Raw genomic sequence first — 12,834 nt, 5'->3', positions numbered from 1 at the left:
CCCGCCCCGCCCCCCGCCGAAGTCAGAGTAGGCTCACCTAACCAACCATCCACCTCCGCGAAGGAGTCTCATGCCAACGGGCGGACCGACGGGGGGACTTGTCCTCCGCCAGGCGATCAGAGGACAACGCCGCCGAGTGATCACGGCGTCTCTGCTCGGTATGACCCACCAGGGCTGCGAGGCCCTGGTGCCGGTGGTCATCGGCGCCACCATCGACACGGCAGTCGCCACCGGCTCCACCTCGGCGCTGCTGCGCCTGCTCATCGTCCTCGCCGTGCTCTTCCTGGTCCTGTCGACCTGCTACCGCATCAGCGCCCGGATCACCGAGGGCAGCGGCGAACTCGCCGCGCACCGGCTGCGGCTCGACCTGGCCACCCGGGTGCTCGACCCCCGGGGCGGCGCCGACGCGAACCGCCTCCCCGGCGCGCTGACCAGCATCGCCACCAACGACGCCCGCCGCGTGGGCTCGGTGGCCACCGTCATCGCGTACGGGGTGTCGGCCGTCGCCGCCCTCGTGATCAGCGCCGTCGCACTCCTCAGGATCTCCGTCCCCCTCGGCCTGCTCGTCCTCCTCGGCATCCCGCCGCTGCTGTGGCTCGGGCACCGCATCAGCCGCCCGCTCGAACAGCGCAGCGAGGCCGAGCAGGAGCGGGCCGCCCACGCCTCGGGCGTCGCCGCCGACCTCGTCTCCGGACTCCGCGTCCTCAAGGGCATGGGCGCCGAGTCGGCGGCCGTGGCCCGCTACCGCACCACGAGCCAGGACTCGCTGTCCGCCGCCCTGCGCGCCGCGCGCAGCCGGGCCGGGCACGAGGGCGCCGTCCTCGCCCTGACCGGCGTGTTCATCGCCGTCATCGGCGTGGTCGGCGCCTACCTCGCCATGGACGGCAGCATCAGCGTCGGCGACCTGGTCGCCGCCGTCGGTCTCGCGCAGTTCCTCCTCGGCCCGTTCCAGCTCCTCGGCTACGTGAACGCCGAACTCGCCCAGGGCCGCGCCTCGGCCAAGCGGATCGCCGAAGTCCTCGCCTCGCCCGAGGCCGTCGCCACCGGTCGGGACGTGCCCGCCGACGGGGCCGCGGGGCACGTGGCCCTGCGCGGGGTGACGCTCGGCGCGCTCCGGGGCGTCGACCTCGACCTCCCGGCCGGCAGCCTGACCGGGATCGTCGCCCGGGACGCCGCCGCCGCCAACGACCTCCTCGTCTGCCTGGCCCGTGAGGCGGACCCCGCCGAGGGGGCCGTCGAACTCGACGGCGCGCCCCTGACCACGCTCGACCCCGACGCGCTGCGCCGCGTCGTGCTGGTCGCCCACCACGACGCCGACCTGTTCGAGAGCACCCTCCTCGACAACGTCCGGGCCGGGGCCGCGGGCGACACCTCGGCCGTCGAGCGGGCCCTCCGGGCCTCGGCCGCCGACGACGTCGCCCGGCTCCTGCCGGACGGCGGGGACACCCTCCTCGCCGAACGCGGCCGCTCGCTCTCCGGAGGCCAGCGCCAGCGCGTCGCCCTCGCCCGCGCGCTCGCCGCCGACCGTCCCGTCCTCGTGCTGCACGACCCGACGACCGCGGTGGACACCGTCACCGAGTCCCACATCGCCGCCCGGCTGCGCGAGGTCCGCCGGGACCGCACCACGATCCTGGTCACCACCAGCCCCGCCCTCCTCGCCGTGACCGACCGCGTGATCGTCCTGGAGGACGGCGCCGTCCGGGCGACCGGCCGCCACACCGAACTCCTCGCGGCCGACGCGACGTACCGCGCGGCGGTGCTCGCATGACGCTCGCCGACGAGACACGGACGGACAGCCGTCCGGAACGGGACGAAGGACGGAAGAGAGAGACGGAACAGACCATGAGCGGAACCAGCCCGGACCGCGTGCTCCTGCCGACCGCCACCGGCGCCGAGTCCGTCGCGGCGCTCCGCACCATGCTGCACGGCCACCGGCTCCTCGCCGCGGCGGCGCTCGGTGTCCTCGTCGCCGGCACGGCCGTCGGGCTCCTCACCGCTCCCCTGCTCGGACACATCGTGGACCTCGTGGTCGACAAGAGGGGCGCGGCGGCACTCACCCTGCCCCTGGTCCTGCTCGTCGTCGTCGCCGTCGCCCGGGGCGCCGCCGCGGCCGTGGGCAGCACCCTCGTGGCCCGGCTGGGCGAGACCGTCCTGGCCGCGCTGCGGGAGCAGTTCATCGAGCGGGCGCTGCGGCTGCCGCTCGACAGGGTCGAGGCGGCCGGCTCGGGCGACCTCGTCTCCCGGGTCACCAGCGACGTGGCGATGATCGGCAAGTCGGTGCGGCAGGCGCTCCCGGAGTTCAGCCGCTCCGCCCTGACCATCGTGCTCACCTTCGTCGGCCTCGCGGTCCTCGACTGGCGGTTCCTGATCGCGGCGCTCCTCGCGTCCCCGGTCCAGGTGCTCTCGGTGCGCTGGTACATGCGCCGGGCCGCGCCCGTCTACGGCGAGCACCGCGTCGCCACCGGCGCCCTCCAGCACCAGCTGCTCGACAGCGTCGGCGGCGTCCGGACCGTACGGGCGTTCCGCCTGGACGGCACCCACACCGACCTGCTGGAGCAGCGCTCCGCGGCCGCGCGCGACCTGGGCCTGCGGGGCATCCACATCGTCACCGGGTTCTTCTCCCGCCTCAACCTCGGCGAGTTCATCGGTCTCGCCGCGATGCTCGCGACCGGGTTCCTCCTCGTCGACAACGGCTCGGCCAGCATCGGTACGGCCACGGCCGCCGCGCTGTACTTCCACAGCCTCTTCAACCCGATCAACGCGACGCTGTACCTCCTGGACGACGCCCAGTCGGCGGGAGCGAGCTTCGCCCGCCTCGTCGGTGTGTCGAACCTCCCCGCGGAGCGGGCCGAGAGCGAGGCGCAGGCCGTCGCCGACGGCTCGGTCGAGGTGTCCGGGCTCAGCCACGCGTACGGCTCCGGCGCGCCGGTCCTGCACGAGGTCGACCTGCGGGTGCGGAGCGGGGAACGGGTGGCCCTGGTGGGCGCGAGCGGCGCCGGGAAGACCACCCTGGCCAAGCTCATCGCCGGCGTCCACAGCCCCACCGGGGGGTCGATCGCCCTCGGCGGGACGGACACCCGGGAGCTGGGCCCGGCCGGGGTCCGCCGCGCGGTGGCGCTCATCAGCCAGGAGGTGCACGTCTTCGCCGGAACCCTCGCCGACGACCTGCGCCTGGCCCGGCCCGACGCCGACGACGAGCGGCTGCGCGCGGCGCTCGACCGCGTCGACGCGCTGGAGTGGGCCGAGGCGCTGCCCGAGGGCCTCGCCACGGTCGTCGGCGAGGGCGGGCACCGGCTGACGGTCACCCAGGCCCAGCACCTCGCGCTGGCGCGGCTGGTGCTGGCGGATCCGCCGATCGCGATCCTCGACGAGGCCACCGCGGACGCGGGCAGCGCCGGTGCGCGGGTCCTGGAGGACGCGGCCGCGCGGGCCCTCGAAGGGCGCACCGGGCTGCTCGTCGCGCACCGGCTGCCGCAGGCGGCGGCGGCCGACCGGGTCGTCGTCCTGGACCAGGGGCGGGTCGTGGAGACCGGCACGCACGAGGAGCTCGTGGCGGCCGGCGGCCGGTACGCCGATCTGTGGGCCGCGTGGTCGGCCAGCCGCCGTGAGCCCGGGGAGAAGGTGCCGCACCCGACGGCGGACGCGGACGCCCGGGTCTCACCGGCCGTCTGAGGCGGGCCCGTCCGGGACGTGGCCGTCCCGGACGCGGCCGCGCTGGATGGGCCGTCCCGGACGGGGTTCTCCTGCATGGGGCCGCTCTGGATGGGGCCGTCCCGGACGGGGCCCGTCCGAGAACGTGGGTGGTACGCCGGAGGGGGCGGTACGACGAGAGTCGTACCGCCCCCTCGGTGCTGCCGGCGGGCCGGTCAGTCCTGGGCCGCGACGAGGCTCGCCGGGCGCAGGTCGGTCCAGTGGGTCTCCACGTAGGCCAGGCACGCCTCGCGGGTGTCCTCGCCGAACACGGTCCGCCATCCGGCGGGGACCCCGGCGAAGGAGGGCCACAGCGAGTGCTGGTTCTCCTCGTTGACCAGGACCAGGAAGCGGCCCTGCGGGTCCTCGAACGGGTTGGTGCTCATGCGTTCTCACTCCTCTTGTGTGTCACTCCGGACAGCTGGGACAGGGGCTGTCCGGCATCGTCCGCGACGGTGCGCAGCAGACTCTGGATTTCCCCGGCGAGCATGCGGGCCTTCGCCGGGCCGAGCCGGTCCGCGGCGTGGATCAGGCCGCAGTGCACGGGGCCCTCGCCCCGGGGTTCGTAGAAGCTGAGGGTCAGCTCCGCGCGGGTGGCTCCGGTCGGCACGGCGACCAGGTCGCCGACGCCGCCCTGGAGGCGTTCCAGGTCGGCCTGCTCGTGGTGGACCACCATCACCTGGGGTCCCTCCGGGCGCAGGCCGGCCGCGCGGACGACCTCGTCGAAGGGGACGTCCTGCTGGTCGAGGGCGCTCAGCGTGGTCTCCCGCACCCGGGTCAGGAGCTCCGCGAAGGAGGGGTCTCCCGCCGTGTCGGTGCGCAGCACGACCGTGTTCAGGAAGCAGCCGACGAGGTCGGCGAGCTGGTCGTCGCCGCGCCCGGCGACCATCGTGCCGATCGGCAGGTCGGTGCCCGCCCCGTGGCCGGTGAGGAGGGTCGCGAGGGCCGCGTGCAGCACCATGAACAGGCTGGTGCCGGTGGACCGGGCGAGCCGGTCCACGTCCGCGTGCAGCCGCTCGTCGAGTACGAACTCGACGACTCCGGCGGTCCGGCTCCCCCGCTGCGCGGGGACGGCGGGGGCCTCGGCGGGCAGCGCGAGTTCCCGGGGGGCGTCGGCGAGCGTCCGTCGCCAGTAGGCCAGCTGGCGCCCGCCGCGGCTGTCGGGATCGGCCGGGTCACCGAGCACCTCGCGGGCCCAGCGGGCGTAGTCGCCGTAACCGACCGGCAGCGGGGCCCAGTCGGGGGCCCGTCCGGCCGTCCTCGCGCCGTACGCGGTGGTGAGGTCGCGGAACAGCGGGACCACCGACCACTCGTCGACGGCGAGGTAGTGCAGGGTCAGCAGCACCGCCTGGGCTCCCCCGGCGCCGGTGAGCAGCCGGGCCCGCAACGGGGCCTCGCGCTCCAGGTCCGGTGCGGCGGCGGCCAGTTCGGCGAGCCTGGCGTCCAGGTCGCCGCACTCCTCCACGGCCAGGTCCGGCGCCGCGACGGCCCGGTGGACCAGGACTCCGTCGACCTCGGCGAAGGCGGTGCGGAGGGGTTCGTGGCGGGCGGTGACGTCGGCGAGCGCCGCGGCGAGCGCCTCGGTGTCGAGGCCGCCGGGTGAGCGCAGGACGAGGGCGTGGTCGAAGCCGGGGGCGCGCCGGTACGCCTGCCACTGCCGGCGCTGCGCGGGGGCCGCCGGCGGCTCAGCGCCGTCGTCGTCGCCGGGGCGGCCGGGGAGCAGGGCCGGGCGGGCGGCGCTCGCGCCCTCCAGCTTGCCCGCGATGCCGGCGACGGTGAGGGCGTCGAAGACGTCGCGGATGCTCAGCTCGACGCCGAACTCGGTGCGGATGCGGCCCAGGAGGCGCATGGAGGCCATGGAGTGGCCGCCGAGGGCGAAGAAGCTGTCGTGGACGCCGACGGAGTCCAGCTTCAGGATCTCGCAGAACAGGTCGGCGATCCGCGCCTGTGTCCCGGTCGCGGGCGCGGCGTCGCCGGTCATCGCGGACCAGTCGGGGGCGGGCAGCGCCTTGTGGTCGAGCTTGCCGTTCGGGGTGAGCGGCAGCGGTCCGTCGAGCGGGACGACGAGGGCGGGGACCATGTACTCGGGCAGTACCGCGGCGACGTGCGCGCGGAGTTCCTGCGGGTCGAGGGCGGGGGCGGCGCCCGGCTCGGGGACGGCGTAGCCGACGAGCCGGACGATGTCGCCGTCGCGGTCGGGCAGGACGGCTGCCTGGGCGACCGACGGGTGTCCGGCGAGGGCGGCCTCGATCTCGCCCAGCTCGATGCGGAAGCCACGGATCTTGACCTGGGTGTCGACCCGGCCGAGGAAGTCCAGGTTCCCGTCGGCGCGCCAGCGGGCCCGGTCGCCGGTGCGGTACATGCGGCTACCGGGGGTTCCGTACGGGTCGGCGACGAACCGTTCCGAGCTGAGCCCGGCCTGCCCGAGGTAGCCCCGGGCGAGGCCGCGGCCGGCCACGTACAGCTCGCCGATCACGCCCGGCGGGACGGGCCGGAGGCGGTCGTCGAGGACGTAGCAGCGGGTGTTGGGGTCCGGGCGGCCGATGGGCACCCGGCCGGTGGCCCGGCCGCCGTGCTCCCGGGCGGGCCACAGGGTGGAGTTGACGGTGGCCTCGGTGAGTCCGTAGGCGCAGATCAGGTGGGCGGTCGCGCCGAAGCGGTCGAAGAGGTCCGGCGGGACGGTCTCGGTGCCGACGAGGACCGTCGACCCGTCGGGCAGCCGGCAGCCGGGCGGCAGGGCCGACACCAGGGAGGGCGGCAGGATCATGTGGGTGATCCGCTGGTCGGCGAGGAAGTCGGTGAGGGCGGGTCCGGCGACCCGGGCCTCGTCGGTGATCAGGACGAGCCGGCCGCCGTGGCAGAGGGCCATGGCCAGTTCGAAGGCGAAGACGTCGAAGCCGATGGAGGCGAACTGGAGGACCCGGCTGTCGTGCTCCAGGCCCATCCGGTCGACGGCGGTGGCGACGAGGCTGGCGATGCCCTCGTGCGGGACGACGACGCCCTTGGGGCGGCCGGTCGAACCGGAGGTGTAGATCACGTACGCGGCCTGGTCGAGGCCCACGGGGCCGCCGGAGGGCGCGGTTCCGGGCAGCGCGTCGAGCGCGGCGGCGATGTCGGGGGCGTCGAGGAGCACGACCGGGACGCCGTCGGCGGCGGGGATCTTCCCGGCGACGGGCTCGGTGCCGACCACGACGGCGGCGCCGGAGTTCTCGATCATGTAGCGGAGGCGGTCCTCGGGGTGGACGAGGTCCAGCGGCAGGAACGCCGCCCCGAGCTTCAGCGCGGCCACGACCGTGGCGATCATGTCGACCGAGCGCGGCACGGCCACGCCGACGACGGTCTCCGCGCCGACGCCGCGGGCGGCGAGCAGCCGGGCGATCCGGTTGGCGCGGGCGTCGAGCTGCGCGTACGTCACCGAGCGGGAGCGCTCGACGACGGCGACCGCGTCGGGGCGCTCGGCGACCCAGCGGGCGAAGAGGCCCGGCAGGGTCTCCTCGTCGACCTCGCGGGGCAGGCCGTTGAAGCCGTCCAGGACGAGCCGGTGCTCCTCCTCGGTGAGGATCCCGGCCTCGGACAGCGGCCGGTCGGGGGCCGCCGCCAGGAGTCCGACGAGTCGGCCGAGGCGTTCGCCGATGCGTTCGGCGGTCTCCCGGTCGAAGAGTTCGGTGGCGAACTCCAGGCGGCAGCCGAGCGAGTCGCCGGTGCCGTCGGCCGAGGTGTGCTCGGTGAAGCTGAACACCAGGTCGAACTTGGCGGTGCCGATGCGGTGCGGCAGGTAGTGGGCCTCGGCGCCCGGCAGCCGCAGGGCGTCGTCGGTGCGCGCGTGGTAGCCGACCATCACCTGGAACAGCGGGTTGCGGGCGAGGGAGCGGGTGGGGTTGAGCGTCTCCACGACCGACTCGAAGGGGACGTCCGCGTGGGAGAACGCGGCGAGGTCCGTCTCCCGCACCCGGCCGAGGAGTTCGGTGAAGGTCGGGTCCCCGCCGAGATCGGTGCGGAGCACCAGGGTGTTGACGAAGAAGCCGACCAGCTCGTCCAGGGCCTCGTCGCCGCGTCCCGCGATGGGCGCGCCGAGCGGGATGTCGGTCCCGGCGCCGAGSCGGTGGAGCAGGGCGGCCACGGCGGCGTGCGCGACCATGAACATGCTGGCGCCGGTGGAGCGGGCGAGCCTGCGCAGGTTCTCGTGGACGGTGCGGTCGAAGGCGATGCCGAGTTCGGCGCCGGTGAAGGCGGGGCGGGCGGGCCGCGGCCGGTCGGTGGGGAGCTCCAGTTCCTCGGGGGCTCCGGCCAGGGCGGTGCGCCAGTGCTCCAGCTGCCGGGCGGCCAGGCTCCCGGGGTCGGCCGGGTCGCCCAGGAGCCGCTGCTGCCAGAGGGCGTAGTCGGCGTACTGGACGGGGAGCGGCTCCCAGTCGGGCGCGGCGCCGTCGAGGCGGGCGGTGTAGGCGGTGGTCAGGTCGCGCAGGAAGGGGCGGTCGGACCACTCGTCGGTGGTGATGTGGTGGAGCAGCAGGACGACGACGTGGTCGTCGGACGCCACCTCGGCGACGGTGGCGCGGATCGGCAGTTCGGTGGCGAGGTCGAAGGGGCGCCGCACGGCGGCGTCCACGAGGCCGGGGATCTCCTCCTCGGTGGCCCGCAGCCGCTCCACGACGGGGGCGGCGGAGCCGGCGGGCAGGATGCGCTGGTAGGCCTGGCCGTCGCTCTCGCCCGGGGCGAAGAGGGTCCGCAGGGCCTCGTGGCGGTCGGTCACGTCGGCGAGGGCGGCGCTCCACGCGACGGGGTCGAAGGTGCCGCGCAGCCGCATGACCAGGGGGAAGTTGTAGGCGGCGGAGGTGCACTCGATCTGCTGGATGACCCAGAGGCGCTGCTGGGCATGGGACAGCGGCAGTTCGGCGGGCCGCTCGGCGGCGACGAGCGGCGGGCGGGCGGCGCCGCGGGCGGCGGCCGCCCGCTCGACGAGTTCGGCGACGGTCGGCGCCTCGAACAGGTCGCGGATCGCCAGCTCGGCGTCGAGGGCGGTACGGGCCCGGCTGACGAGACGGGTGGCGAGGAGCGAGTGCCCGCCGAGGTCGAAGAAGTCGCTGTCGATGCCGACGTTCTCCGCGGCCAGGCCGAGGACCTCCGCGAAGAGCTCGCACAGGGTCTCCTCCTGCGGGGTGCGGGGCGTTCGCACCGGGCCCGCGGCGGCCGGGTCGGGGGCGGGCAGCGCCTTCACGTCGAGCTTGCCGTTGACGGTCAGCGGCAGGGCCGCGACGGGGACCAGGGCGGCCGGGACCATGTAGTCGGGGAGGCGGGACTTGAGGTGGTCGCGGAGCCGGTGGCCGAGGTCGTCGTCCTCGGCGCCGGGGGTCGCGTCCTCGGGTACGAAGTAGCCGGCGAGGCGCTTCGTCCCGGCGGACTCGTGGACGACCACGGCCGCGTGGGCGACCTCGGGGTGGTCGGACAGGGCGGTGGAGATCTCGCCGAGTTCGACGCGGTAGCCGCGGATCTTGACCTGGTCGTCGGTGCGCCCGAGGAAGTCGAGCAGGCCGTCGGGGCGCAGCCGGACCAGGTCGCCCGTGCGGTACATCCGCTCGCCGGGCTCGCCGAAGGGGTCGGCCACGAACCGTTCGGCGTTCAGCGCGGGCCGGTCGTGGTAGCCGCGGGCGAGTCCGGTGCCGGCGATGTACAGCTCGCCGGGGCAGCCCGGCGGGACGGGCCGCAGCATCGTGTCCAGGATGTGGGCGCGGGTGTTGCGGATGGGCCGGCCGACGGTCGGGGTGGCGCTCTCGGCGGTGGAGCCGCCGAGGGTGTTGATCGTGTACTCGGTGGGGCCGTAGAGGTTGTACCCGTAGGTGCCCTCGGTGCGCCGCAGCCGCGTCCAGACGGTGTCGGAGACGGCCTCGCCGCCGAGCAGGACGAGGGCGGGGCGGTGCCGGCCCGCGGTCTCGTCCTGGTCGAGGAGTCCCTCCTCGATGAGGAGCTGGGCGTAGGTGGGCGTCACGTTGACGACGTCGACGCGGTGCTCGTCGCAGTAGGCGACGAGCGCCTCGGCGTCGCGGCGCAGCTCCTCGTCGCAGACGTGCACCTCGTGGCCCTCGACGAGCCAGAGCAGCTCCTCCCACGACATGTCGAAGGCGAAGGAGACGGTGTGCGCGATCCGCAGGCGGCGGCCGCCCGCGGAGGCGATGGCCGGGTCGAAGATCTCCTTCTGGTGGTTGAGCTGCATGTTCGTCAGGCCCCGGTAGGGCGTGACGACGCCCTTGGGGCGGCCGGTGGAGCCGGAGGTGTAGATGACGTACGCCGGGAACTCCAGTCGGCCGGGCACGCCGTGGGCGAACGCGGGCCGCTCGGCGTCGGAGACCGCGTCCCCGGACAGCGCGGCCAGCTCGGCGAGCACGGCCGGGTCGTCGAGGAGGACCTCGGGCGCGACGGGCCCGTCCTGGCCGCGCAGGGTCGGGGCGACGGCGGTCGTGGAGACCAGGCAGAGCGGGCCGGTGTCCTCGGCCATCAGCCGCAGCCGGTCGGCGGGGTGGTCGAGGTCGAGCGGGAGGTAGGCGGCTCCGGTGCGCAGGACGGCGAAGAGCGCGGCGACCATCTCGAGGGACCGGGGCAGGGCGAGCGCCACGACCCGCTCGGGGCCGGCGCCGCGGGCGAGCAGCAGCCGGGCGAACCGGTTGACCTGCGCGTCGAGTTCGGCGTAGGTGAGGGCGCGCCCGCCGAAGACCAGGGCGACCGCGTCCGGGGTACGGGCCACCTGGGCGGAGAGCATGTCCGCGACGGTCTCGTCCGGCACGGGCTCGCGGCCCGACCGCCGGGCGGTGGCCAGGGCGGCGCTCTCCTCCGGGAGCAGCAGGTCCACGCCGACCGTGCGGACGGAGGCGGCGGCGGGGCCCGCGAGGGCTTCGCCGAGGCGGTCGAGGACGGTGGTGAAGCGGGCCAGGAGGGTGCCGGCGGCGTCCGCGTCGAAGAGGTCGGGGCGGGCGGCCAGGGTGACCTTCAGCCGGGCGCCCGGGGTGACGATCAGGGTGAGCGGGAAGTGGGTGCCGTCGACGTTGGACACGGCGGTGATGCCGTGGCGTTCGCGGAGGGCGGCGGCGCGGTCCTCGCCGTCGGCCGAGCGGAGCACGAAGAGGGTGTCGAAGAGGCGGCGGTGGCCGGTCTCCTGCTGGAGCGAGCCCAGGCCCACGTGCTCGTACGGCATGACGGCGGCGCGCTCGGACTGCATGCGGCGCAGCAGGGCGAGCAGGGGCTCGTCCGGGTCGAGGGCGACCCGGGCGGGGACCGTGTTCAGGAACATGCCGATGATGCCGGCCACGCGGGGGACGTCGGCGGGGCGTCCGGCGACGGCCGTGCCGAAGGCGACGTCGGCGCGGCCCGTCATGGCCGAGAGCACCAGGGCCCAGGCCGCGTTGAGGACGGTGTTCAGGGTCAGCCCGTGCTGCCGGGCGACGGCGCGGAACCGGTCGCCGGCCTCCCGGGTGAGGAACGCGTCGAAGTCCACCGGGATGACGGGGCCGGTGTCGCGGCCGGACGGGGCGAGCAGCGTCGGCTCGTCGAAGCCGGCCAGGGCCCCGCGCCAGGCGTCGAAGGCGGCCGCGGTGTCCTGGGCGTCCAGCCAGGCGAGGTGGTCGCGGTACGAGCCGGGCTCGGGGAGGCCGGTGGGGTCGCCGGCCCGCTCGTACAGCGTGAACAGCTCCTCCAGGAAGAGCCAGGCGGACCAGCCGTCCCAGAGGATGAGGTGGTGGGTGACGACGAGCTTGTCGCGGCCGTCGCCGAGCCGGATGAGGAGCAGCCGGCAGAGGGGTGCGGCGGAGAGGTCGAAGCGCTGCCTGCGGTCGGCGGCGAGGAGCTCCTCCGTGCGGGTGCGCCGCTCCTCGTCGGGCAGTGCGGAGAGGTCCGCCTCGACGAGCGGGATCTCGGCCCCGTCGACGATGAACTGGACGGGTCCGGGCAGGCCGTCGCTGGTGAATCCGGCGCGGAGGCCGGTGTTGCGGTCGAGGAGGGTGCGGCAGGCCGCGCGCAGCCGGTCGGCGTCGATCCGGCGGTCGAGGTCCAGGGTCTCCTGCGACTGGTAGACGTCGAGGGCGTCGCCCGTGTCGTAGGTGGCGTGGAAGTACATGCCCTCCTGGAGCGGGGAGAGCGGCCAGACGTCGGCGACGGGGAGCCCGGCGGCGGCGTGGACGCGGGCGGTCTCCTCCGGGGTGAGTTCCGGTCCGTCGAGCGGGGCGGGCACGCCGACGAGGGCGCCGTCGCGGACGATCACGGCCGCGCGGGCCACGCCGGTCAGTGCGGCCAGGGCGGTCTCGACCTCGCCCGGCTCGACGCGGTTGCCGCGGATCTTGACCTGCCGGTCGGTGCGGCCGAGGTACTCGACCGCGCCGTCCGCCCGTCGTCGGACCAGGTCTCCCGTGCGGTACATCCGCTCCCCCGGGCCGCCGAACGGGTCGGCGACGAACCGGTCGGCGGTGAGGGCGGGGCGGTCGTGGTAGCCGCGGGCCAGCTGGACGCCGGCGAGGTAGAGCTCTCCGGGCACCCCTTCGGGGACCGGGCGCAGGAACGGGTCCAGGACGTGAAGCCGGGTGTTCCAGACGGGCCGGCCGATCGGCACGGCCTGCTCGGTGCCCCCCTCGTACGGGAAGTACGTGACGTCGACGGCGGCCTCGGTGGGGCCGTAGAGGTTGTGCAGCGGTACGGGGGTGCGCCCGGAGCGCGAGGTCAGCTCCCACCAGCGGCGGGCGTCGGGCCCCTGGAGGGCCTCGCCGCTGCAGAACACCCGGCGCAGGCTCGCCGACCAGTCGGGGGCGTCCGGGACCGACTCCATGACGCGGACGAAGGCCGCCAGCATGGAGGGGACGAAGTGCGTGGTGGTGACGGCGCGTTCGGCGATGAGGCGGGCCAGGTACTCCGGGTCCCGGTGGCCGTCGGGGCGGGCGAGGACGACGGTGGCGCCTTGGGTGAGCGCCCAGAAGAACTCCCACACCGACACGTCGAAGCTGGACGGGGTCTTCTGGAGGACGCGGTCGTCGGCGGTCAGCCCGTACGCGTCCTGCATCCAGGCGAGCCGGTTCACGAGGGCGCGGTGGGTGACGGCGACGCCCTTGGGGCGGCCGGTGGAGCCGGAGGTGTAGATGAGATAGGCGGGGTGGTCGGGTCCGGCGGTGG

General features: G+C 75.2%; 4 protein-coding genes. 2 read left to right on the top strand and 2 right to left on the bottom strand.

Going from position 1 to position 12,834, the window contains the following annotated elements:
• The first annotated feature begins 70 nt into the window (after positions 1 to 70).
• Complete coding sequence (locus EAO70_RS09930) at positions 71 to 1,768, top strand: ABC transporter ATP-binding protein (protein ID WP_148002643.1); 1,698 nt, start codon at positions 71 to 73, stop codon at positions 1,766 to 1,768.
• 74 nt (positions 1,769 to 1,842) lie between these two features.
• Entirely contained in the window at positions 1,843 to 3,672 is a 1,830-nt protein-coding gene (locus EAO70_RS09925; RefSeq protein WP_261992786.1) for an ABC transporter ATP-binding protein, read from the top strand.
• Between the two features lie 194 nt (positions 3,673 to 3,866).
• Here EAO70_RS09925 and EAO70_RS09920 read toward each other — a convergent pair whose 3' ends face one another.
• Both EAO70_RS09920 and EAO70_RS09915 read right to left on the bottom strand, forming a co-directional pair.
• Entirely contained in the window at positions 3,867 to 4,076 is a 210-nt protein-coding gene (locus EAO70_RS09920) for an MbtH family protein (protein ID WP_148002641.1), read from the bottom strand.
• A partial coding sequence (locus EAO70_RS09915; RefSeq protein ID WP_148002645.1) for a non-ribosomal peptide synthetase occupies positions 4,073 to 12,834 on the bottom strand: 8,762 nt, incomplete at its 5' end. The genes EAO70_RS09915 and EAO70_RS09920, both read right to left, overlap by 4 nt.

This window comes from Streptomyces sp. adm13(2018) (assembly GCF_008042145.1).
In the GTDB taxonomy this organism is placed as follows: Bacteria; Actinomycetota; Actinomycetes; order Streptomycetales; family Streptomycetaceae; genus Streptomyces.
The sequence above is the reverse complement of the archived record's forward strand: the minus strand, read 5'-3'. Positions and strand labels throughout refer to the sequence as shown.